21 protein-coding genes and 2 tRNA genes are annotated in these 22,320 nt (G+C 68.1%); 17 read left to right on the top strand and 6 right to left on the bottom strand.

All coding sequences use genetic code 11. The features are described 5' to 3' along the window. The first annotated feature begins 102 nt into the window (after positions 1–102). The 3 genes from QRN19_RS04165 to QRN19_RS04155 are packed head-to-tail and all read left to right on the top strand — an operon-like array spanning position 103 to position 2,669. Positions 103–474 carry a hypothetical protein gene (locus QRN19_RS04165; protein WP_285025415.1) on the top strand — a complete coding sequence of 124 codons (372 nt, stop codon included), beginning with the start codon at positions 103–105 and terminating at the stop codon, positions 472–474. A 13-nt stretch (positions 475–487) separates the two neighbouring features. Then, complete coding sequence (locus QRN19_RS04160) at positions 488–2,254, top strand: alkaline phosphatase family protein (protein ID WP_285025413.1); 1,767 nt, start codon at positions 488–490, stop codon at positions 2,252–2,254. 4 nt (positions 2,255–2,258) lie between these two features. After that, positions 2,259–2,669 (top strand): hypothetical protein, encoded by a 411-nt coding sequence (locus QRN19_RS04155; RefSeq protein ID WP_285025411.1) that lies wholly within the window; start codon positions 2,259–2,261, stop codon positions 2,667–2,669. On the opposite strand, the gene QRN19_RS04150 is transcribed toward QRN19_RS04155, so the two are convergent. After that, positions 2,651–5,032 carry an HAD-IC family P-type ATPase gene (locus QRN19_RS04150; RefSeq protein WP_285025409.1) on the bottom strand — a complete coding sequence of 794 codons (2,382 nt, stop codon included), beginning with the start codon at positions 5,030–5,032 and terminating at the stop codon, positions 2,651–2,653. The two genes, QRN19_RS04155 and QRN19_RS04150, sit on opposite strands and share 19 nt — an antisense overlap. Before the next feature lie 140 nt (positions 5,033–5,172). On the opposite strand from QRN19_RS04150, the gene QRN19_RS04145 reads away from it, so the two are divergent. The 5 genes from QRN19_RS04145 (at position 5,173) to QRN19_RS04125 (ending at position 8,461) form a co-directional block, all read left to right on the top strand. Further along, a complete protein-coding gene (locus QRN19_RS04145; RefSeq protein WP_285025407.1) occupies positions 5,173–5,889 on the top strand; it encodes a putative ABC transporter permease in 717 nt (238 codons plus the stop codon). Between the two features lie 200 nt (positions 5,890–6,089). Continuing rightward, positions 6,090–6,680 carry a hypothetical protein gene (locus QRN19_RS04140; protein ID WP_285025406.1) on the top strand — a complete coding sequence of 197 codons (591 nt, stop codon included), beginning with the start codon at positions 6,090–6,092 and terminating at the stop codon, positions 6,678–6,680. A gap of 52 nt (positions 6,681–6,732) precedes the next feature. Continuing rightward, the gene (locus QRN19_RS04135) at positions 6,733–7,293 is read left to right on the top strand and encodes a hypothetical protein (RefSeq protein WP_285025405.1); all 561 of its coding nucleotides are present in this window, start codon (positions 6,733–6,735) and stop codon (positions 7,291–7,293) included. After that, a complete protein-coding gene (locus QRN19_RS04130) occupies positions 7,290–7,868 on the top strand; it encodes a signal peptidase I (RefSeq protein WP_285025403.1) in 579 nt (192 codons plus the stop codon). The genes QRN19_RS04135 and QRN19_RS04130 overlap by 4 nt, the downstream gene beginning before the upstream one ends. Before the next feature lie 23 nt (positions 7,869–7,891). Next, positions 7,892–8,461, top strand: coding sequence for a hypothetical protein (locus QRN19_RS04125; RefSeq protein WP_285025401.1), 570 nt, complete (start codon positions 7,892–7,894; stop codon positions 8,459–8,461). 323 nt (positions 8,462–8,784) lie between these two features. Here the strand turns inward: QRN19_RS04125 and QRN19_RS04120 are convergent. Continuing rightward, a tRNA-Val gene (locus tag QRN19_RS04120) sits at positions 8,785–8,857 on the bottom strand. A gap of 154 nt (positions 8,858–9,011) precedes the next feature. Here QRN19_RS04120 and QRN19_RS04115 point away from each other — a divergent pair. Together QRN19_RS04115 and QRN19_RS04110 are read left to right on the top strand one after the other, a co-directional pair. After that, complete coding sequence (locus QRN19_RS04115) at positions 9,012–9,821, top strand: thymidylate synthase (protein ID WP_285025399.1); 810 nt, start codon at positions 9,012–9,014, stop codon at positions 9,819–9,821. Further along, complete coding sequence (locus QRN19_RS04110; RefSeq protein WP_285025397.1) at positions 9,818–10,342, top strand: dihydrofolate reductase; 525 nt, start codon at positions 9,818–9,820, stop codon at positions 10,340–10,342. The genes QRN19_RS04115 and QRN19_RS04110 overlap by 4 nt, the downstream gene beginning before the upstream one ends. 39 nt (positions 10,343–10,381) lie before the next feature. Here the strand turns inward: QRN19_RS04110 and QRN19_RS04105 are convergent, their stop codons facing one another. Next, the gene (locus QRN19_RS04105) at positions 10,382–10,852 is read right to left on the bottom strand and encodes a peroxiredoxin (protein WP_064293656.1); all 471 of its coding nucleotides are present in this window, start codon (positions 10,850–10,852) and stop codon (positions 10,382–10,384) included. Between the two features lie 241 nt (positions 10,853–11,093). Here QRN19_RS04105 and aceE point away from each other — a divergent pair, with 241 nt between their 5' ends. From aceE to QRN19_RS04075, 6 genes are all read left to right on the top strand, one after another. Continuing rightward, on the top strand, positions 11,094–13,820 hold the full coding sequence (gene aceE / locus QRN19_RS04100; protein ID WP_285025393.1) for a pyruvate dehydrogenase (acetyl-transferring), homodimeric type: 2,727 nt from the start codon (positions 11,094–11,096) through the stop codon (positions 13,818–13,820). Between the two features lie 16 nt (positions 13,821–13,836). Then, positions 13,837–15,081: a PucR family transcriptional regulator gene (locus QRN19_RS04095; RefSeq protein ID WP_285025392.1), complete on the top strand. Its 1,245-nt coding sequence runs from the start codon at positions 13,837–13,839 to the stop codon at positions 15,079–15,081. Between the two features lie 112 nt (positions 15,082–15,193). After that, on the top strand, positions 15,194–16,117 hold the full coding sequence (locus QRN19_RS04090) for an ACP S-malonyltransferase (RefSeq protein ID WP_285025391.1): 924 nt from the start codon (positions 15,194–15,196) through the stop codon (positions 16,115–16,117). Positions 16,118–16,137: 20 nt separating this feature from the next. Beyond that, complete coding sequence (locus tag QRN19_RS04085) at positions 16,138–17,142, top strand: beta-ketoacyl-ACP synthase III (RefSeq protein ID WP_079705772.1); 1,005 nt, start codon at positions 16,138–16,140, stop codon at positions 17,140–17,142. 59 nt (positions 17,143–17,201) lie between these two features. Further along, positions 17,202–17,450: an acyl carrier protein gene (locus QRN19_RS04080; protein ID WP_056006457.1), complete on the top strand. Its 249-nt coding sequence runs from the start codon at positions 17,202–17,204 to the stop codon at positions 17,448–17,450. 139 nt (positions 17,451–17,589) lie between these two features. Beyond that, positions 17,590–18,828, top strand: a complete 1,239-nt coding sequence (locus QRN19_RS04075; protein ID WP_071260783.1) for a beta-ketoacyl-[acyl-carrier-protein] synthase family protein — start codon at positions 17,590–17,592, stop codon at positions 18,826–18,828. A 199-nt stretch (positions 18,829–19,027) separates the two neighbouring features. Here the strand turns inward: QRN19_RS04075 and QRN19_RS04070 are convergent, their stop codons facing one another. Continuing rightward, positions 19,028–19,531, bottom strand: coding sequence for a DUF3145 domain-containing protein (locus tag QRN19_RS04070; protein ID WP_064293650.1), 504 nt, complete (start codon positions 19,529–19,531; stop codon positions 19,028–19,030). Between the two features lie 150 nt (positions 19,532–19,681). Here QRN19_RS04070 and QRN19_RS04065 point away from each other — a divergent pair, with 150 nt between their 5' ends. Then, positions 19,682–20,650: an ROK family protein gene (locus tag QRN19_RS04065; protein WP_350224025.1), complete on the top strand. Its 969-nt coding sequence runs from the start codon at positions 19,682–19,684 to the stop codon at positions 20,648–20,650. Between the two features lie 196 nt (positions 20,651–20,846). Here QRN19_RS04065 and QRN19_RS04060 read toward each other — a convergent pair. After that, a tRNA-Ile gene (locus tag QRN19_RS04060) sits at positions 20,847–20,921 on the bottom strand. A gap of 40 nt (positions 20,922–20,961) precedes the next feature. Continuing rightward, a complete protein-coding gene (locus QRN19_RS04055) occupies positions 20,962–22,242 on the bottom strand; it encodes a glycosyltransferase (protein ID WP_502928027.1) in 1,281 nt (426 codons plus the stop codon). Positions 22,243–22,320: the final 78 nt, after the last annotated feature.

Here is a 22,320-nt window from a genome sequence, read left to right as displayed (position 1 = left end):
TCTCCGGTCACCGGACGATGTCAAGACTGTTCGGAACTGTCTCGTATCGCGCTATCGTGTTCCCACGCCCGGGTTCCCCCGGATCATGTGGAGGCGACGATGATGGCGAAGCGACCAGCCGGCGTCACCCTGATCGCCGTGCTGACCTGGATCTCAGCAGCCCTCCACATCCTGCTCGGCATCCTGGTCCTGCGAGGCGTCCTGTCGGCGGATGGCGTCTCGGACCTCTCGGCGTGGATCGCCATCGGCGTCGGCATCGTGATCTTCTGCGTCAGTGTCGGCTTGTTCAGCGGCAGCAACATCGCTCGGATCCTGGTGACGCTTTCCCTGTCGGCGTCCATCGTCGCTTCCATCGTCCTGGTTGCAGACGACCCCGCCGGCGCGATCGCCGGGCCGATCATCTCCGCGGCCACCGCCCTGATCGGAATCATCCTGCTGTACACCGGCCGCGCCGGAGACTTCTTCCGATCCTGAATGAGGAGGCGCCATGAGTACTGACGAGACGTCGCGCGAGTCGCTGGACGACGACGCCGACCAGCCAGTCGACCGCTCGCGCAGAGCGTTCCTCAAAGGCATGGGACTGGCTGCTGCGGGTGCGGCTGTCGGCACCCCCGCCGGCATCGGGATCGGAGTGACGGTGAGCGAAGCCGAGCGGGCTGCAGCGACCCCGGACTTCGTGGCCTTCGACCCACGCACGGAGCCCGGCTTCGACCACCTCATCGTCCTGATGGGCGAGAACCGCTCCTTCGACAACCTCCTCGGCTACCTGTACGACAAGGACGACCTCCCGGAGGGCGAGACCTTCGAGGGACTGAATTTCGGCGAGTACAGCAACCCCTCGCCGCTCGGCGGACGCATCTCGGCGCACCCCTACGAAGGATCCACCGACGAGATCATGCGGCAACCCGACCCGGACCCGGGCGAGGAGTACCCGCACGTCAACAGTCAGCTCTTCAACGTCGTCGACCCTCCGACCAACAGCGACCTCCTCCTGCACCAGATGGAGGCCCCGTTCAACGCACCACCGGCCGGCGCCACGCCCAACATGCAGGGCTTCGTCAACGACTACGTCGTGAACTTCCTGCGCCTCAAGCGACGGCCCGACGAGGTACCGGCCAACCTCGGCAAGGTCATGGGGAGCTTCACCCCCGACATGCTGCCGGTGCTGTCGACCCTCGCCCGGGAGTTCGCCGTCTACGACCACTGGTTCGCCGGCGTCCCGTCGCAGACGTTCTGCAACCGCTCGTTCTTCCACGCGTCGACCTCCCACGGCTTCGTCACCAACCGACTGAACGGCGACTACGACAAGTGGCTCGACGCCCCTCCGGCACCGACGATCTTCAACCGGCTCGACGACGCCGGTATCCCGTGGAAGATCTACATCGACAAGCTCCAGCTCATCTCGTACACCGGCATGATCCATGCGCCGGTGCTCGAGCAGCATTGGAAGACCGACCACTTCGCGACGATGGAGCAGTTCTACGAGGACGCCAGGGAGGGGAAGCTTCCGGCCTATTCGTTCATCGAGCCGCGCATGACCTACAACCACAACGACTTCCATCCGCCGTTCGGGAACCTGCGCACCAGCCTGATCAACGGCCAGCCCGTGTACGACAGCGCCCTCTCCGATGTCCGAGCCGGCGAGGCACTCGTCAGCGATGTGTACAACGCGGTCCGGCGCAGCTCGAGTACGACGGGGTCGAACGCCCTGAACACCCTCCTGCTGATCACCTTCGACGAACACGGCGGAACCTACGACCACGTCCCGCCTCCGGTCGCCGTGCCACCGGACGACAGCGGCCCGGGTGAGATGGGGTTCGCGTTCGACCGCCTGGGTGTCCGCGTGCCGGCGATCGCGATCTCCGCCTACACGAAGGCCGGGACGATCATCCACGACGAGATGCACCACGGGGCGGTCATCGCCACGCTCGCCAGACTGCACGGTCTGAAGCCCCTGACCAAGCGGGATGCCGGCGCGAACAACCTGTTCAACGCGATCAACCTCGATCGTCCCCGGCATCCGAGCGAGTGGCCGCACACGCATCCGCAGTACATCCCGCCGAATCTCGAAGCCGAGCGGTACACCGACGACCACCCGCACAAGGACAAGCCGTTGAGCCCGCCCGCGCAGTCGCTGCTCGGGCTCCTCCTGGCGAAGTTCGGTGAGGTCATGCCAGAGGACGTCCCCACCTTCGCGGACGCTTACCGCTACCTCACGAAGTTCGGCAAGGGCCTGTTCGGAAAGGCCGGCTGACCCCGTGACGATCGAGACCCCTCGACGCAGACCTGCCACCGTGACCGGCGCCGTCGTCCTGCTCTATCTCGGCGGCATCGCACAGATCGGCCTTGGTGTCGTCTCGATCTTCCTGCGGTATTCGACCGAAGTGCAGGCCGACGGTCTGACCCTCGCCGTCACCCTGACCGGTGCCGGGATGGCGCTGTTCGGCCTGTTCATGATCGCCATCGCCTCCGGCGTCGCCCGCGGGAGTGCGCTGTCGCGGGCGAGCGCCTCGGCAATCGTGGTCTTGGCCCTCGGGCTCGCCGTGGCTGACCTGGTCGTCGCCGGTGACGGTGACTGGACAGGCGTGGTGGTCCAGTCGATCGTCGCGGCGGCGGTGCTGCTCCCCCTCTGGCTCGGTGGCGGCCGACGCTACTTCGCCGTCCGCTGAGCCAGCATGCGCTCCTCATCGCGTCTCGCGATGCGTCGGTGGGCGAACCGGACGATCTCGATGAGCGCGATGGAGACGAGCGAGGTGCCGAGGACGAGGAGTGCGGTCGGGAGCGTCACGTCGACGAACTGCAGGAAGTCCCGCGCGATCGGGACGGTGTAGACCACGACCAGGGCGACCATCATCACGCCGATGACCGCTCCCTTGAACCGGGTCACGGGGCGGGAGAGGACGACGAGGATCCACAGGCCGATGAGCGTCAGGATGAGCGTCGAGCCGGTCCGGACCTCCGCTTCCGGGATGCCGAGCCCTGCGGCCAGGCGCGCATAAGCCGTGATGCCGAGCGTCACCGCGAGGCCGGCGGGCACGGCGAAGCTCAGTGATCGGCGCAGGAAGCCGGGGATGTACCGCTGGGCATTGGGCAGGAGCGCGAGGAAGAACGCAGGGAGTCCGATGGTGAGCCCGTCCGAGATGGACAACTGTCGTGGGAGGAACGGGAACGGGAGCATGAGGATCCCGAACACGATCGCCAGGAACGTCGCGTACGCGGTCTTGGTGAGGAACAGCATCGAGACGCGCTCGATGTTCGCGATGACCTGCCGTCCTTCCGCGACGACCGACGGCAGGTGGGAGAACCGACCGTCGAGCAGGATGAGTCGCGCGACCGCCTTCGTCGCAGCCGCGCCGGAGTTCATCGCGATGCCGATGTCGGCCTCCTTGATCGCGAGGGCGTCGTTCACCCCGTCCCCCGTCATCGCGACCGTATGACCGGCCCTGCGCAGCGCGACGACGATCCGTCGCTTCTGATCCGGCGTGACCCGACCGAACACGAGGTGCTCGTCGAGCACCCGGAGGAGCGCGTCGTCGTCGTCCGGGAGGTTCCGCGCGTCGAAGCCGCTCGGCGCATCGAGGCCGACGTCCCGGGCGATCGCCGCGACCGTCTGCGGGTTGTCGCCCGAGATGATCCGCACGCCGACCTCCTGCGCCGCGAAGTAGGCGAGGGTCTCGGCGGCGTCCGGACGGATGTCCTCCCGGAAGGTCAGGAGCGCGACGGGCACGGCGTCGTGCGGGACGGTCTCGTCGGTGGTGGGCGTTCCATGGGCCAGGACGAGGGTGCGGCGGCCGGTCGCAGCGAGCCGTTCCGCTTGTGCGGCCAGCTCGCGGTGGCCGGCGTCGTCGTCCGTCCTGGCCGGGAAGACCATCTCGGGGCCACCCAGGATCCACATGCCGTCGGGGAACACGACGGCGCTCCACTTGCGCGCGGACGAGAACCCGATCCGATCCGTCGGAGCGGTGTCCGGCTGATCGGTGAACCGGGCGGTGAGACTCCGAGCCGTGGCGTTCGCATCGCTCTGCACGCCGTACCAGCCGAGCACCCGTTCCCAGCCGATCTGCTCGCGGATCGGGTGGACCGCGTCGAAGACGATGTCACCCTGCGTGAGTGTGCCGGTCTTGTCGAGGCAGATGAGATCCACCCGGGCGAGCGCCTCGACCGCGGGCAGTTCCTGCACGAGCACCTGTTTGCGGGCGAGCTTGACCGCCCCCGCGGCGAAGGAGATGCTCGTCATGAGCACGAGACCGAGCGGCACCATCGCCACGATGGCCGCGATCGTGGCGGTGGCCGCATCACGCCATGCGCCGCTCGACGTCGCATCGGACCAACCGCCGACCGCGTTCATCTGCGCGTTCAGGACCAGGAGAGCGACCGGCCCGACGATCCATGTCACCCATTTCAGGACCCGGTTGATCGACGACCGGAGCTCGGAGGCGATGAGGGAGAAGCGCTTGGCTTCGGTGGAGAGCGAGTTCGCGAACGAATCGGCGCCCACGCGGTCCACGACGGCGCAGCCCTCGCCCGCGACGACGGTCGAGCCCGACAGGACGCGGTCATCGACCGTCTTCTCGACGGCATCGGACTCGCCGGTCAGCATCGACTCGTCGACCTGCAGGCCGTGCGTCTCCACGATGAGGGCGTCGGCGGGCACCTGGTCACCGGCCCGCAGCACGATGAGATCGTCCATTACGACATCGCCGACCTCGATGTCCGCTTCGACGCCGTCGCGGAGGACGCGGGCACTCGGCGAGTTGAGCAATGCCAGACGGTCGAGCGACCGCTTCGCCCGGAACTCCTGGACGCTGCCGATCACGGCGTTGGCGATCGCGCTGAATCCGAAGAGCGCGTCCTGCCACCGGCCGATCGCGAGCAGCACGAGGAAACACGCGAGGATGATGCCGTTGAAGAGCGTGAGCACGTTCGAGCGGACGATGCTCCAGACGCTTCGGCTGGTCTCCTGGGTGAACGCGTTCGTGCGCCCGTCCGCGACGCGTTCTGCGACCTCACCGGCACTCAGACCTGTGCGCACGCGCGCCTCCTCAAGCTGTTCGAACTTGTCTCGAATCGTACTAGGGTGATCGTCACACGGACGTGATCTCCACCACAGCCACGACGAGCCCATGGTCGCCGGACGGCTGTCGCCGCCAGGAACGGAAAGACGCACCCTCGATGTACACGATCAGCATGCTGTTCCTCTTCCTCGCCGTCTACGCCTTCTTCGGCTGGATCGCCGAAGTCCTGTACGTCCTCGTACGGGAGCGGTCCCTGCAGAACCGCGGATTCCTCACCGGGCCGACCGTTCCGATCTACGGATTCGGGGCGATCGCGCTCATCCTGCTCGTGTACCCGTACGTCAGCAATCCGTTCCTGGTGTTCATCGCGAGCGTGCTCATCACCAGCACGCTCGAGTTCTTCACCCACCTCGTCCTCGACAAGGTGTTCCACATCCAGCTCTGGGACTACAGTCCGCGACGCCTCAACCTCCAGGGCCGCATCTGCCTCGAGAACTCCCTCCTGTTCGGGCTGCTCGGGGTCCTCCTCATCTACGTCATCCACCCTCCGCTCGTTCGCGTCCTGGTCGCGATCCCCCACGACGTCGCGATCGCGATCGCCTGGGCCCTCATCGGCATCCTCCTGGTCGATGCCGCACACTCGATCACCACCCTCGCCAAGCTGCGCCCCGTGCTCGCGGAGGTCTCCGGAACCCTCGCCCAGACCCACGACCGCATCGAACAGGGCGTCATCCAGCTCGAGCAGACGTTCGACGAGCGCCGCTCGACGGCCGACTTCGCCCGACTAGCCACGCTCGGGCGGCTCATGAAGGCCTTCCCGCACGCGAAGTCGAGCACCCGCGGTCCGCACAGCGCGCCGCACCACTCGACCTGACGCGAGCCCGACCAGTCAGACGCGGCGTGCATCCGGCCCGCCTGCCCGTCCGGTCACACGATTCGGGACAGTTCCGAAGTTTTTTCCCGTTACCCCTTGAACGAGGCACGTCCCGGGTCGAGACTATGCCCGGGGGAACGCAGCCAACGTAATCCGCTGTCTCCCCGGAACGACTCCTTGACCGCGCGAAGAACAGAGGTATGACCATGTCAGGCTCCCGCAACATCACGCGTCGACGGATCACCGTCATCGCACTCGCTTCCGTCGCTGTCCTCGGATTCGGCGCCGCCATCACGACGGCAGCCTGGACGGATAACGTCTGGTTCAGCGCCGAGGCCGACACCGCGACCGTTGAGCTCTACGGTGCGGTCGCAGACGCGCAGCCGGCGCTCGACGTCGCGAACTGGCAAGACGCCGACACCGAAGCGACCGCGGTCGCGATCCCCGCCACCGCGTTCGAGTCGTTGACCCCGAGCGAGACACGGACGGTGTCGATCTGGCTGTGGAACGACTCCACGACGGACCTCTCCGTCTCGCTGCCCACGCTCGACCTCACCGGGGACCCGTTGTTCGACCCGACGGAGACGGCTCCGTCGTCCCCAGCGAGCATCGGCGTGTTCACTGATGCTGCGGGGACGACGCCGTACACGGCGACGACGCTCGCCGCCGGCGCGACGCTCAACCTCTACGTCGTGGTCAGGACGCCCGCGTGGACGTCTCCCGCCGATGACGCGATGCAGAACGTGACATCCGCGGGTGTGTCGATCCCCTTCACCGGCACCACGCCGTAGCGTGCCACGCCGACGGAGCAGGAGCTCCGCGACCAACGAGCGGCCACGGCCCGTGCAGACGGACCGTGGCCTGGCCGCGAGCGCGTTCGCGTGCCTCGCAGTGCTCGCCGGTGCCGTGCTCCTCTCCGTCGGGCTCGCTCCTTCACCGTCATCGGCCGCTGTTCCGTTGGACTTCACCCTGACGTTCCCCGACCTCGCGCCGGGCGAGACCAGGACGGAGGCCGCTGTCGTCGTTCTCGACCGGGATGCGTTGCTCGACGCGGTCACCTGGGAGGAACGGACCGGACTACTCGAGAGCAGCTCCCTCGCCCTCGACATCTGCCGGTCGACGACCTGCGTGTCCGCCGACGACTTCCGATCGACGCGCTTGACCGCCGGTCCGATCGACGTCCGCGTCACCGTCACGGTGCCGACGGACGCCCCGCCCGCCGCCACCGGTTCCGCCCTGGGACGGCTCTCCTTCATCGCGGACGATGACGACCTGGCAACCACCGGCTCTGACGCCGCTCGACTGATCACCTGGGGCCTGTCACTCACCGCTGCAGGACTCGCGCTGGCCCTCGGACTCGGGATCTCGCGCCGAGTCCACCGGGACGGAAAGGTGCACTCGTGAGGATTCTGCGCAGTATCGGGTTCGGCGTGCTGTGTCTCCTCGCCGCCATCGGCGTGCTCTCCGGCGTGGGCTGGGCCGCCAACGCCCTTGGAGTCGTGCAGCCGCTCATCGTCGTGTCAGGCTCGATGGCACCCGGGATCAAGACCGGCGACCTCGTCGTGAGCATTCCGGAACCGGTCGACGGGATCGAGGTGGGCGACATCGTGACCCTGAGGAGCACGCTGACCCAGCGGCTCGTGACCCACCGCGTGATCGCGATCGATCAGGACGGAGACGGCTACCGTCTGCAGCTCAAGGGTGATGCGAACGACGAGCCCGACCCACGCAGCTACGCCGTTGCGAGCGACGCGGCGCCTCCGGTTCCCTGGGTGGTCATCCCCGGCGCAGGTCGGTTCGTCGAGGCGGTGGGCAGACCAGCGGTCGCCATCCCGTTGCTCGTCGCCCTCGCCGCGCTCGTCGGTCTCACCCTGCTCCCCTCACCGAAGGACGACGAGTCTCACGACGTCGACGACACCACGGCGGAAGGCGACGCGGAAGCCACACCGGCGTCAGCACGGCACGGTGGTCCATCGTGACCGGCACAGCAGGAGGGATGCGGATGACACTCGGGCCAGCGCTGCGGGTGGCCGGAGGGCTGATCACCCTCGCGGCCGCACTCTTCGTCGGAACCGCTACCGGGACCGCGACGACGGAAGGAGCCTGGTCGGATCAGGCACGCTTCAACATCACCGCCGGCACCGGCTCGTGGCTCCCACCCGCCTCGACGCTCGGGAGCTGCGTGGTCATCGACGCCGGCGGCGACCCCGTCGACGGGGCATCCTGCAGCATCTCGAGCGTCCGCCTCGTCGAACAGGGTGGCACGACACCGGGAAACCTCCTGCGCGAATATGAACTGACGACGTCATCCTCAGGACGCGGGACCGACGACCTCGTCGCGTTCCAGGTCGACCTGGCCTCCCCCGACGTCGACAGCAGTCAGCTCACCCCGAACCCGGACTGGAGCTGGTCGACGGCATCGACCTCGCCCACCTCCGGATACACGATCGACCCGGGGTATCCGTGCTCGGCGCTCCCGACGCTGCGAGGCACGCTGACGTCTGGGGCCACCGGACCGACCCTCCTCAAGGTCAACGACCATCTCGCAGACGATCGGAACTGCGTCCAATGAGACCACTCGCCCACGGATCACGCGATCACTTGCATCGGCACTGAGCCGACCTGCGATCCGAACACACCCGGCCCCAGAAGGCTTCATGCTCACCCCGGGAGGAGCGTAGCGATCGTTCCAGAGCACATCCCCGAACCGCGGTCCGCTGGGTTGATCGCCGCTGTCTCCGTCGCCGTCAGTTCCACCTCGTGGGTGAAGACGCCGCCACCGGCCGCGAGTCAGACATGCCCATCGCGCGCTCAGTGGTCAGCCCCAGCTCTCAGCGGCACATGGTCCAACGGAAACGCCTCAAGACACCTGATATCTCCGGGCTCTTCCTCCGGTGGGCCCTGCCGGGATCGAACCGACGACATCCACGGTGTAAACGTGGCGCTCTACCAGCTGAGCTAAAGGCCCGCGATCGGATGAAGCCATCCGATGCGACTCGTCGAGTCTAGCCGGAGTCCTCGTCGAAGCCGGAACGCTCCACAACCCGGGTCCGCGTGCATCCGTCGCGACACCGGACGATCGGTCGGGCGCGGTGACGGTCGCTGGCCGTACGATCGAGGGGATGGATACGACGATCCCCACCCCGTACGAAGACCTCCTGCGCGACACACTCGAGCACGGCGCCACCAAAGGCGACCGCACCGGAACCGGCACGCGCAGCGTGTTCGGCCGGCAGCTCCGCTTCGACCTCTCCCAGGGCTTCCCGCTCATCACCACCAAGCGGGTGCACTGGAAGTCCATCGCCTACGAACTCCTCTGGTTCCTCCGCGGCGACGGCAACGTCCGCTGGCTGCAGGAACACGGCGTCTCCATCTGGGACGAATGGGCCGACGAGCAGGGCGAACTCGGTCCCGTCTACGGCGTGCAGTGGCGGTCCTGGCCGACCCCCGACGGCTCGCACATCGACCAGATCTCGCAGGTCATCGACCAGCTGCGCACCGATCCGAACTCGCGCCGCATCATCGTGTCCGCCTGGAACGTCGCCGACATCCCCAACATGGCACTCGCCCCGTGCCACGCCTTCTTCCAGTTCTACGTCGCCGACGGCAAGCTCTCATGCCAGCTCTACCAGCGCAGCGCAGACCTCTTCCTCGGTGTCCCCTTCAACATCGCCAGCTACGCCCTCCTCACCCACCTCGTCGCGGAGCAGGTCGGCCTCGAGGTCGGCGACTTCGTGTGGACCGGAGGCGACTGCCACATCTACGACAACCACGTCGAGCAGGTGACGGAGCAGCTCACGCGCGCACCGTTCCCCTACCCGAAGCTGCGTATCAACACGAAGCGCGACAGCATCTTCGACGTGGAGTACGACGACCTCGAGATCGTCGACTACCAGCACCACCCCGCCATCCGCGCGGCCGTCGCCGTATGAGCCTGGCGCTCATCTGGGCCCAGGCACATGACGGCATCATCGGCGCCGACGGTGACATGCCCTGGCACGTCCCCGAAGACCTCGCGCACTTCAAGGCGCTCACCGGGTCGGACGCGGTGATCATGGGACGCCGCACCTGGGACTCACTCCCCCCACGGTTCCGTCCGCTCCCGGGACGCCCGAACATCGTCGTGACCCGCGATCACGAGTGGTCCGCCGACGGCGCGATCGTCGCGCACTCCCTGGAGGACGCGTTCGAAGCGGCGCAGCTCGCCGGCAACGGTCAGGCCTGGGTCACTGGCGGTGCCGGCCTCTTCGCGGAAGCACTTCCCCTGGCCGACCGCCTGGAGGTCACCGAACTCGACCTCGACGTCGCGGGCGACACATTCGCACCGACCATCGGCGAGGAGTGGGTGCCGGTCACGATCGACCCGGCACACGGTTGGTCGGAATCACGCACGGGTGTCCCGTACCGGTTCATCCGCTACGAGCGCGCACCCGAGGTCACGATCACCGGCTGAGACTCCCGGCGATCCGGATGGACCAGAGCGAGACGCGGCTCAGGCCGGCTGACGCAGCTCTTCGAGCGCGGCGCGGTAGGCCGCGAGCGAGCGGGCTTCGCCCGGCGCCGTGATGAAGCTCTCGCGGATGATGCCCTGCTGGTCGATGAGGAAGGTCGCGCGGTTCGCGAACCCCTTCTCCTGCAGGAACACGCCGTACTCCTTGGCGACCTGGCCGTGCGGCCAGAAGTCGGCGAGCAGCTGGAAGCCGTACTGCTCCTGCTCCGCCCACGCGCGCAGCGTGTGCTTCGAGTCGACGGAGATGCCGACGAGCGTGACCTGGTCGTCCGTGAACAGGCTGAGGTTGTCGCGCAACTCGCACAGCTCCCCCGTGCAGGTGCCGGAGAACGCCAGCGGGAAGAAGACGAGCGCGACAGCCGAGCTGCCGCGGAACTGGCTCAACCTGACGAGTTCACCGAACTGGTTCGCCAGTTCGAAGTCGGGTGCCAGGGTGTCGTTCTCGAGTGCCATGAGGGTCCTTTCAGGCGGGTTCGCCTGCTCCGGATCGCCCGAGCGGTGGACGGGTCCGATCCGGTCACACATCCTAACCCCGCACCGCAGCTGCACAAACCCGGAGGGGTGCGCCGCTCGGTCACCGTTCCCTGGGGTGACCGGATAGGGTGAAAGGTGGCGCACGCGTCCACACCCGTTCGGGCGCATGGAGTTCACCATCACAACCCAGGCACGATCTGCCACGAGAGAAAGGTCGACGGTGACTGTTCACGACCAGGATCCATACTCGTCCAACCACGTAGACGCCGATCCTGAGGAGACGTCCGAGTGGAATGAGTCCCTCGACGCCCTCGTCGACGAACGCGGCCGCGGTCGCGGACGCGACATCATGCTGAGCCTCCTCAAGCGCTCGAAGGAGCTGCACCTCGGCGTGCCGATGGTGCCGACCACCGACTACATCAACACCATCGCCTCGGAGAACGAGCCCGACTTCCCGGGCGACGAGGACATCGAACGCCGCTACCGCGCCTGGATCCGCTGGAACGCGGCCATGACCGTGCACCGCGCGCAGCGCCCCGGCATCGGTGTCGGAGGCCACATCTCCACCTACGCGTCGTCGGCCGCGCTCTACGAGGTCGGCTTCAACCACTTCTTCCGCGGCCAGGACGCCCCGGGTGGTGGCGACCAGATCTACATCCAGGGCCACGCCTCCCCCGGCACCTACGCCCGCGCCTTCCTCGAGGGCCGCCTGAGCACCGACCAGCTCGACGGTTTCCGCCAGGAGAAGTCGCACGCGCCGCACGGACTCTCCTCGTACCCGCACCCGCGCCTCATGCCGGACTTCTGGCAGTTCCCGACGGTCTCGATGGGTCTCGGCCCGATCAACGCGATCTACCAGGCGCACCTCGCCAAGTACGTCACGAACCGTGGCATCAAGGACGCGAGCGACCAGCAGGTCTGGGCGTTCCTGGGCGACGGCGAGATGGACGAGGTCGAGAGCCGCGGTCAGCTCCAGGTCGCCGCGAACGAGGGCCTCGACAACCTCAACTTCGTGATCAACTGCAACCTGCAGCGCCTCGACGGCCCCGTCCGCGGGAACGGCAAGATCATCCAGGAGCTCGAGAGCTTCTTCCGCGGTGCCGGCTGGAACGTCATCAAGGTCATCTGGGGCCGCGAGTGGGACGACCTCCTCAACCGCGACACCGATGGCGCGCTCCTCAACCTCATGAACGTCACGCCCGACGGCGACTTCCAGACGTACAAGACGGAAGACGGCGCCTACGTCCGCGAGAACTTCTTCGGCCGCGACGAGCGCGCCCTGAAGCTCGTCGAGGGGTACACCGACGACGAGGTCTGGAACCTCAAGCGCGGCGGCCACGACTACCGCAAGGTCTACGCGGCGTTCAAGGCGGCCAGCGAGCACAAGGGCCAGCCGACGGTCATCCTCGCGCACACCATCAAGGGCTATGGCCTCGGCCCGAGCTTCGAGGGCCGCAACGCGACCCACCAGATGAAGAAGATGACGCTCGACAACCTGAAGACCTTCAGGGACACGATGCGCATCCCGATCACCGACTCGCAGCTCGAAGAGAACCCCTACCTCCCGCCGTACTACCACCCGGGCGAGGACGACGAGGCGATCCAGTACCTGCACGAGCGTCGCCGCGCGCTCGGCGGCTACGTCCCCGAGCGTCGCAGCAAGTACACGCAGCTGAACCTGCCCGACGACTCCGCGTACGCGGCGGCGAAGAAGGGCTCCGGCACGCAGGAGATCGCCACCACGATGGCGTTCGTCCGACTGCTGAAGGACCTCCTCCGCGCCAAGGACTTCGGCAACCGCATCGTCCCGATCATCCCCGACGAGGCACGCACCTTCGGCATGGACGCGTTCTTCCCGAGCGCGAAGATCTACAACCCGAACGGTCAGCACTACACCTCGGTCGACCGCGAACTGCTGCTCGCCTACAAGGAGAGCCCGCAGGGTCAGATCGTGCACGTGGGCATCAACGAGGCGGGCGCCGTCGCGGCCTTCTCCGCGATCGGAACCTCGTACTCGGTGCAGGGCGAGCCGCTCATCCCGGTCTACGTCTTCTACTCCATGTTCGGCTTCCAGCGCACCGCCGACGCCATCTGGGCGGCCGGCGACCAGATGACCCGTGGCTTCATGATCGGCGCGACCGCCGGTCGCACGACGCTCACGGGTGAGGGCCTCCAGCACGCCGACGGCCACTCGCTGCTGCTCTCGTCGTCGAACCCCGCGGTCGTCAGTTACGATCCGGCCTACGGCTACGAGATCGCGCACATCGTGCGTAGCGGTATCGAGCGCATGTACGGCGGCGAGCACGAGGACCCGAACGTCATGTACTACCTCACGGTGTACAACGAACCGATGGTCATGCCCGTCGAACCCGAGGGTGTCGACGTCGACGGCATCGTGCGTGGTATCCACCGCATCAGCACGAGCGACAAGCAGGGTCCGAAGGCCCAGCTCATGGCCTCCGGTGTCGCGGTCCCGTGGGCGATCGAGGCGCAGCAGCTCCTCGCCGACGACTGGGGCGTGTCCGCAGACGTCTGGAGCGTCACGAGCTGGACCGAGCTCCGTCGCGACGGTCTCGCCGCAGATCAGCACAACTTCCTGCACCCGCAGGAGGAGCGTCGTGTGCCCTACGTCACGGAGAAGCTGAGCGGTGCCGCAGGCCCGTTCGTCGCCGTGACCGACCACATGCACGCCGTGCCGGACCAGATCCGTCAGTTCGTGCCGGGCGACTTCGCGACGCTCGGGGCCGACGACTTCGGCTTCTCCGACACGCGCGCCGCTGCCCGTCGCTTCTTCAAGATCGACGGCCCGTCGCTCGTCGTCCGCACCCTCCAGCAGCTCGCTGCTCGGGGTGAGGTCGATGCGAGCCTCCCGCAGCAGGCGATCGAGCGCTACCGCCTCCACGACGTGAACGCCGGCAACACCGGTAACGCGGGTGGCGAGAGCTGATTCCATCGCTACCACGGTGACGAAGACGAAGACGAAGGCCGAGACACTCGACTGGCTCCGCCGGATCTCGGGTGAGCTCGCGACCGCGACGCTCAAACGCCTCGAGGACACCCTTCCCTGGTACGCCGAGATGCCACCAGGCCGCCGCTCAGCGGTCGGCCTGGTGGCGCAGGCGGGCATCAGTTCGTTCATCTCGTGGTTCGACGATCCCCGGTCGACGCCGTGGATCGCCGCCGACGTGTTCGGGGCGGCTCCTCGCGAGCTGCTCCGTTCCGTCAGCCTGCAGCAGACGCTGCAACTCATCAAGGTCACCGTCGAGGTCGTCGAGGAACGCGTCGCGTCCGGCAGTGTCGACCTCCGCGAGGCGATCCTGCTCTACTCACGCGACATCGCGTTCGCCTCGGCCGACGTGTACGCCCGCGCGGCTGAAGCGCGCGGACTCTGGGACGCCCGCCTCGAGGCCCTCGTCGTCGACTCGATCCTCAGCGGCGAGGCCGACGACGAGCTACCGAGCCGGATCGCCGCCCTCGGCTGGCACGGTCACGGCGAGGCCTGCGTCCTGGTCGGGACCACCCCTCGAGTGCTCGATGTCGACATGCTCCGCAGGACCGCCCGACACCTCGACGCCGACGTCCTCATCGGCGTCCAGGGCAACCGACTCGTGCTCGTCCTGGGCCGCGCCGAGCTGCCCAGCACCGAGGCCGGAGACGGCGAGCCCGTCGACGAAGCGGAACAGGCCGCCGCAGACGCCCGGGCGAGCTCACAACTCACCTTCCTCGACATCGCCGCCAAGCTCGAGCACGGGTTCGGGCCGGGGCACCTCGTGCTCGGTCACGCCGTGCCCTCCCTCATCGAGGCGTCGCGCAGCGCGAAGGCCGCACTGGCCGGCTTCGCCGTGGCGAAGTCCTGGCGCCACGCACCCCGCCCGGTCGCCGCGGACGACCTCCTCCCGGAGCGCGCCCTCGCCGGCGACAACCTGGCGAAGACCACGCTCATCGAACGGGTCTACCGCCCACTCAAGGACTACTCCGGCGAGCTCGTGACGACGCTCTGGTGCTACCTCGACAACGGCCGCTCGCTCGAAGCGACGGCGCGCGAGCTGTTCGTGCACCCCAACACGGTGCGGTACCGCCTCAAGCGGGTCTCCGAGGTCATCGGGTGGGACGCGACGGGTGCCCGCGAGTCGCTCATCCTGCAGGCGGCCCTCATCCTCGGTGCCATCGCTGAGCCTGAGCCGTCCCGACGTCGGCTGACCTCCTGACGCTCGCTAGGCCGTTCGACCGGTCCGTGTTGTGGAGTCCACACAACACATTTTCCAAAGGTTCGTGGTGTTGCTCCACTGCTGGGCGTCCTCCGGTTGGCAGACTAGAGCGGTGATCGTCATCGCCTGCCCTGGACAGGGCTCCCAAACCCCCGGCTTCCTCGACCCCTGGTTGCAGGACGCCTCCGCGAAGGACGCGCTCGCGCGCTTCTCCGACGAAGCCGGACTCGACCTCGTCAAGCACGGCACCGTCTCCGACGCCGACACCATCCGCGACACCGCGGTGGCCCAACCGCTCATCGTCGCGGCCGGCATCGTAACCTTGGACGCCCTGCGGAAGGCCCTCCCCGCCGACGCCGCGCCGTTCGGCGGCATCGCCGGACACTCCGTCGGCGAGATCACCGCGGCCTACGGCGCCGGTATCCTCTCGGACAGCGACGCCATGAGCTTCGTGAGCGAACGCGCCGTGGCCATGGCCGAAGCCGCAGCCACCACCCCGACGGGCATGAGTGCCGTCCTCGGCGGCGACCAGGACGCCGTCGTCGCGCACGTGCGTTCCTTCGGACTGGAGCCCGCCAACTACAACGGCGGCGGCCAGATCGTCGTCGCCGGCGCGCACGACGCCCTCGCCCGCCTCGCCGACGAGCCGCTCAAGGGCACGCGGGGGATCCCGCTGCAGGTCGCGGGCGCCTTCCACACGAGCTACATGCAGTCGGCCCGCGACTGGCTGGCCGGGGCGAACCGCACGGTCGAGCCCCAGGACCCGACGCTCCGCATCTGGACGAACCACGACGGCACCGAGGTCACCTCGGGCACGGCGTTCTTCGACCTCCTCATCGGTCAGGTCGCCTCCCCGGTACGCTGGGACCTGTGCATGGACGCGTTCAGCGCCGCAGGGATCACCGGACTCATCGAGCTCGCCCCCGCCGGGGCGCTCACCGGACTCGCACGTCGCGGCCTGAAGGGCGTGCCGACGGTCGCCATCAAGACCCCCGACGACCTGCCGGCAGCCCTCGACCTCATCGCCCAGCAGTAGCGCAGACGGAGAACCAGTCAATGACCACCCCCACCCTCAAGCAGTCGCGCGGTCCCGAGTTCACCCGCATCCTCGGCCTCGGCGCAGCTCGCGGAGACCTCAGCGTCCCCAACGACGACCTCGTCGGCCCGATCAACTCGTCCGACGAGTGGATCCAGCAGCGCACCGGCATCGTCACCCGCACGCGCGCGTCGGCCGACGTCAGTGCGGTCGACCTCGCAGCCGAAGCCGGCGCCGAGGCCATCGCGGCCGCGGGCATCTCGCCCGAGCAGGTCGACCTCGTCCTCATCGCGACGATCAGCAACGTCCAGCAGTCCCCGTCGATGGCGGCCGTCGTGGCCGACCGCGTCGGAGCGAACCCCGCTGCCGCTTACGACCTCAACGCCGCCTGCGCCGGATACGCCTACGCGATCGCCCAAGCCGATGCCCTCATCCGATCGGGCGCGGCTCACTACGCGCTCGTCATCGGCGCCGAGAAGCTGTCCGACATCGTCGACCCGACCGACCGGTCGATCTCGTTCCTCCTCGGCGACGGTGCAGGCGCGGCCGTCGTCGGTCCGAGCGACTTCCCCGGCATCTCCCCCACCGTGTGGGGTTCCGACGGATCCAAGGCCGACGCCGTCGGCATGAGCGGCACGCTCACCGAGTTCCGCGACGGCACGGCCGCCTGGCCGACCCTGCGTCAGGAGGGCCAGACGGTCTTCCGGTGGGCGGTCTGGGAGATGGCCAAGGTCGCCAAGCAGGCCCTGGAGGAAGCGGGCGTCGAAGCCTCCGACCTCGCGGCCTTCATCCCCCACCAGGCCAACATGCGCATCGTCGACGAGTTCGCGAAGCAGCTCAAGCTGCCGGAGACCGTCGTCATCGCGCGCGACATCGAGACCACCGGCAACACCTCGGCGGCGTCCATCCCGCTCGCCACCCACCGGCTCCTCCAAGGCCACCCCGAGCTCAGCGGCGGCCTCGCCCTACAGATCGGGTTCGGTGCCGGACTGGTCTTCGGCGCTCAGGTCGTCGTCCTGCCGTAGCAGGACGCCCGACGCGACTACACTCGACTACGGTCAAACCTCACCCAAGGAGTAGAACAATGGCACTGTCCACCGAAGAAGTCCTCGCCGGCCTGGCCGAGCTGATCAACGACGAGACCGGCATCGCGACCGACACCGTCGAGCTGGACAAGTCGTTCACCGACGACCTCGACATCGACTCGATCTCCATGATGACCATCGTCGTCAACGCGGAGGAGAAGTTCGACGTGAAGATCCCGGACGAAGAAGTCAAGAACCTGAAGACCGTCGGCGACGCCGTCGACTTCATCGTCAAGGCTCAGGGCTAGTCCCAGCGCAGTGCTGAAGGGTCGGCCGGCAGTTGGCCGACCGGCCCTTCAGCGTTCGAGGCGGCTCGTCCGTCCGGACACGGGCTCGACCGCCGCAGGGCTCGGACCCCCTCGTCGTCTCCACAGAAGGTTTGACTGAATGACCACCAAACGCATCGTCATCACCGGCATCGGTGCCACCACTCCCCTCGGCGGCAACGCCACCGACTCCTGGGACAACCTCCTCGCCGGCAAGAGCGGTGCGAGCCGTCTCGAGCAGCCATGGGCCGAAGAGCTCGAGCTGCCCGTACGCTTCGCCGCGCAGGCCGCCGTCCCCACCGCGGACATCCTCGACCGTCGTGAGGTCAAGCGCCTCGACCCGTCGAGCCAGTTCGCGCTGATCGCCGCGCGCGAGGCCTGGCAGGACGCCGGCGCCCCCGAGGTCGATCCGGAGCGACTCCTCGTCGACTGGGCCACGGGCATCGGCGGCGTGTGGACGCTCCTCGACGCCTGGGACACCCTGCGCGAGAAGGGCCCCCGCCGCGTCCTCCCCATGACCGTCCCGATGCTCATGCCGAACGGCCCGGCAGCGGCGATCGGCATGGACCTCGGCGCCCGCGGTGGAGAGCGCACCGTCGTCTCCGCCTGCGCTTCCAGCACCGAGTCGCTCGCCAACGCCTACGACCACCTCCAGGCAGGCCTCGCCGACATCGTCGTGGCCGGTGGCTCCGAAGCCGCCATCCACCCGCTCCCGCTCGCGTCCTTCGCGGCGATGCAGGCATTGTCCAAGCGCAACGACGACCCCGCCATCGCCTCGCGTCCCTACGACGTCGACCGCGACGGATTCGTCCTCGGCGAGGGCGCCGCAGCGCTCATCGTCGAGACCGAGGAGCACGCCAAGGCCCGCGGCGCCCGCATCTACGCCGAGCTCCTCGGCGGCGCGGTGACGAGCGACGCGTACCACATCACCGCTCCCGACCCCGAGGGTTCGGCTGCGGCCCGCGCCATGCGTGCGGCCGTCGAGAACGGCGGCGCGTCGCTCGACGACGTCGTGCACGTCAACGCACACGCCACGAGTACGCCCGTCGGCGACATCGCGGAGTACAACGCACTGCGTCGGGTCTTCGGTGCCCATCTCGACGACATCGCCGTGACGGCCACCAAGGCCTCGACCGGCCACCTCCTCGGCGGCGCGGGTGCCATCGAAGCGGCCTACACGGCGCTCGCCCTGCACCACCGGGTCATCCCACCGACCATCAACCTCGACAACCAGGACCCGGAGATCCCGCTCGACGTCGTCACGACGCCGCGTGAGCTCGGGTCCGGCGACCTGCTCGCCATCAGCAACTCGTTCGGTTTCGGCGGCCACAACGCGGTCGTCGCGTTCCGGAGCTACTGAGCCGTCCGCGACGGAGACGACGACGGGTCGTGGTGCATGCACCACGACCCGTCGTCGTCTCCTGACCAGGGTGCCGTCGTTTCGTCACCTCGTGTCTGCCGGGAGTGTCACCGACCTCGCACGGTCCACGCCACGTGGGCACCCTGTCGTCTGTGCAGTTGTCTCGCATGCGCGGTGCCGCCGCGCCGGCGGGGCCGGATCAGCCCACGTTGTGCAGCCAGATGACGGAGGACCCGTCGCCGGCGTGACGGAACGGCTCGAGTTCGTCGTCCCACGGTTGTCCCAGCGCGACGCGGAGCTCGCGTTGGAGCTCAGCGGCGTTCCCGGCACCGACCTCCATGGCGTACCGGATGCGATCCTCCGGGACGACGACGTTTCCGATGCTGTCGGTCTGTGCGTAGAAGATCCCGAGGTCGGGCGTGTGCATCCACCGGGCACCGTCGACGCCCTGGGCCGGGTCTTCACTCACCTCGTAGCGGAGGTGCTCCCAGCCGCGCAGGGCTGAGGCGAGGGCGGCACCGGTGCCGTGTGGGCCTTCCCAGAAGACCTCGGCTCGCTGCGCACCGCGGAGGATCGGCTGGTCTTCCCAGTCGAAACTGATGGCACGACCAAGAGCGCGACCTGCCGCCCATTCGAGGTGCGGGCAGAGCGCGCGAGGCGACGAGTGCACGAACAGCACACCCTTCGTCATCGGTGTCGACATGATTCCTCCACTGCGTCCGGGTGCGTCTTCCCCAACGACCCATGCAGTGTGATCCATGTCGGTGTCCGGCTGACCGGACCTCCGTGTATGCAGTTGTTCGACTCGCGCCGATACGAGCATTATGCCCCATGACCTGGAGGAATGACAACCGTGTCGTTCCCAGTACGCTGGATCGGGAGCCGGCCGGGACTGACGGCCATCCAGGATGGAGCGGTGATGTACGAGGCCCTGGCGATCGACATCGGCGGCACGAAGGTCGAAGCGGCCGTCGTCGACGCCGAGGGACGGATCCAGCCCGGCACCCGGTTCCGCGGTCCGACGGGCGCCGCGGCCACCCGCGAGGAACTCGTGGCGTCCATCCTCCAGGCCGCCGAACGGAGCGTCGCGGCCCATGGCGCTCCGGTGTCCGGTGTCGGGATCGGTTCGGCGGGCCCCATCGGCAGCACCACTGGGACCGTGTCGCCGATCAACCTCCCCCGACTCGCCGACTTCCCCGTCGTGGCGGAGCTCCGGCGCTTCACGTCCGGTCCGGTGGAACTCCGACTCGACGGCACCTGCATCGCCCTGGCAGAACACTGGCAGGGCGCGCTCCGCGGAACCGAGAACAGCATGGGCATCGTCGTCTCGACCGGGATCGGTGGCGGGATCATCCTCGGATCCCGACTCGTCCCCGGCACCTCGGGCAACGCCGGCCACCTCGGACAGATGCAGCTCCGCAGACGCGAACCGGATGCTGTCGGCAGACCCTGGACGTTGGAAGGCATCGCGTCGGGGACCGCGACGGTCGCCTGGGCGCGCGCGCAGGGATGGACCGGCACGACGGGCGAGCAGCTCGGCGCCGACTACGCAGCCGGAACGGAGATCGCGATCCGCGCCATCCGACGTTCCGCCGAGGCCGTCGGCGAAGCCCTCTGCAGCATCACGACTCTGCTCGACCTGGAACGCGTCGCGATCGGCGGCGGGTTCTCTCGAGTCTCCTCCGATTACCTTGAGCTCGTCCAGGAGGCTGCGACCGCCGCCGCATTGCACGCCTACGCCCGTGAGCTCCGCGTGGTCCCGGCGGGCCTCGACGCCGACGGCCCGCTCATCGGCGCCGCCGCCCTCGTCCTCGCGGTCTGAACCGGCCAGTCTCGATCGCCGAGCAACGTCGCACCGGTCCCTGAGCGGCCCCACACCGGTCCCTGAGCAACCCCACACCGGTCCCTGAGCAACCCTGCCCCGGTCCCTGAGCTTGTCGAAGGGCGCCCTTCGACAAACTCAGGGACCAGAACCGATGCTCAGGGACAAGAACCCATGGTCAGGGACCGGATATCGGTAGGGCGGGTGGGACTTGAACCCACGCATCGTTCGGTTATGAGCCGAATGCCTTCACCAGCTTGGCTACCGCCCCGTGCGAAACCCAGTGTACCGAGTGGCCCGTCGGGCGGGCGTCAGTCGCGGGATTCCTCGCGGTCAGCGGTCGCCGTGTGACGCTCGGTCGTCGGGTCGACGACCTGCTCACCGCGGTAGAGCGCTTCGAAGGTGTCGAGCGTGCGCTCGATGTCGTGCGCGGAGACGAGCTCCAAGGAGGCGTCCTGCATCCGGCGGTACTCCTCGGGCGAGGCGCTGAGCACCGTCGCGAGGCGTTCGGCCAGCGCGTCGACGTTGCCAGGCTCGAACAGGTACCCGTTGACCTGATCGTGCACGAGGTGCGGCAGCGCCATGGCGTCGGCAGCCACCACCGGGAGTCCGGAGGCCATGGCCTCCATCGTCGCGATGCTCTGCAACTCCGCGATGGACGGCATCGCGAAGACGCTGGCGTTCGTGTAGGCCTGCTTCACCTCGTCGTCGGACACCTTGCCGAGGAATCGGACGCGGTCACCGATGCCGAGCTGTTGGGTCAGCTGCTCGAGGTTCTTCGCCTGGTCGCCGCCACCGATGACGTCGACGTGGGCGTCGAGTTCCTTCGGGAGTTTCGTGAGTGCGCGCAGGAGCACGTCGATCTGCTTCTCGCTCGTGATGCGACCCACGAAGAGGATGGTGTTGCGCTTCCGCGGTTCGAACGACGGCGTGTACTGTCCGGCCTCGATCCCGCAGGAGATCGCGTGCACGCCGGTCAGGCCGGTGAACTGCTCCAGGAAGTCGGCGGCCTTGCGCGTCGGGGTCGTCACGGCGAAGGCACGATCGAAGACGCGACGGGCGGCAGCCCACTGCGTCCGGACGAGCCACTCCTGCGTGCGCTTGGGGATGACGGTGAAGTCGAGGATGTTGTCGGGCATGATGTGGTTCGTCGCCACCATGCGGATGCCGCGTTGCTCGGCCTCGATCGAGAGACCACGGCCCACCACGATGTGCGACTGCAGGTGCACGACGTCGGGCTTCACGCGGTCGAGGATCTTCCGGGCGTTCCGTCGCATCGACCACGGCATCGCGAAGCGCAGCCAGTCGTGCGGGTACCACCGGAGGCTGAAGAGGCGGTGCGCCGTCATCGTCTGACCCTCGTGGGTCTCCTTCCACGTGCCGAACTTGCGCGAGCCGGCGGGCGCCACGATGTGGACGTCGTGGCCTCGGCGGACGAGTCCGGCCGCGAGGCGTTCGGCGAAGCGTGCTGCGCCGTTCACATCGGGCGAGAAGGTGTCGGCGCCGATGACCACCCGCAGCGGCTTGTGGGTGTCGGGGGTCGGCGTCGTGCTGGACGCCTTCGCGAGGTGCTGGTCGTCGGGAGAAGTCAAGGTTTCGGTGATTCCTCTGTGCTTGGCCAGTGATGTGAGGGTGCGGGCGGTCGCTCACGACCCTGATGCGGCGCGGAA

This window comes from Plantibacter sp. ME-Dv--P-122b, from assembly GCF_030209375.1.
Taxonomy (GTDB): domain Bacteria; phylum Actinomycetota; class Actinomycetes; order Actinomycetales; family Microbacteriaceae; genus Plantibacter.
This window is presented reverse-complemented; position numbering and strand designations above follow the sequence as displayed.

Excerpts from the sequence above, each read along its gene's own strand:
- QRN19_RS04110 (WP_285025397.1), top strand. The coding sequence starts at position 9,818 with ATGAGCCTGGCGCTCATCTGGGCCCAGGCACATGACGGCATCATCGGC.
- QRN19_RS04070 (WP_064293650.1), bottom strand. The coding sequence starts at position 19,531 with ATGTCGACACCGATGACGAAGGGTGTGCTGTTCGTGCACTCGTCGCCT.
- QRN19_RS04140 (WP_285025406.1), top strand. The coding sequence starts at position 6,090 with ATGACCATGTCAGGCTCCCGCAACATCACGCGTCGACGGATCACCGTC.
- QRN19_RS04075 (WP_071260783.1), top strand. The coding sequence starts at position 17,590 with ATGACCACCAAACGCATCGTCATCACCGGCATCGGTGCCACCACTCCC.
- QRN19_RS04115 (WP_285025399.1), top strand. The coding sequence starts at position 9,012 with ATGGATACGACGATCCCCACCCCGTACGAAGACCTCCTGCGCGACACA.
- QRN19_RS04145 (WP_285025407.1), top strand. The coding sequence starts at position 5,173 with ATGTACACGATCAGCATGCTGTTCCTCTTCCTCGCCGTCTACGCCTTC.
- QRN19_RS04160 (WP_285025413.1), top strand. The coding sequence starts at position 488 with ATGAGTACTGACGAGACGTCGCGCGAGTCGCTGGACGACGACGCCGAC.
- QRN19_RS04085 (WP_079705772.1), top strand. The coding sequence starts at position 16,138 with ATGACCACCCCCACCCTCAAGCAGTCGCGCGGTCCCGAGTTCACCCGC.
- QRN19_RS04125 (WP_285025401.1), top strand. The coding sequence starts at position 7,892 with ATGACACTCGGGCCAGCGCTGCGGGTGGCCGGAGGGCTGATCACCCTC.
- QRN19_RS04080 (WP_056006457.1), top strand. The coding sequence starts at position 17,202 with ATGGCACTGTCCACCGAAGAAGTCCTCGCCGGCCTGGCCGAGCTGATC.
- QRN19_RS04105 (WP_064293656.1), bottom strand. The coding sequence starts at position 10,852 with ATGGCACTCGAGAACGACACCCTGGCACCCGACTTCGAACTGGCGAAC.
- QRN19_RS04165 (WP_285025415.1), top strand. The coding sequence starts at position 103 with ATGGCGAAGCGACCAGCCGGCGTCACCCTGATCGCCGTGCTGACCTGG.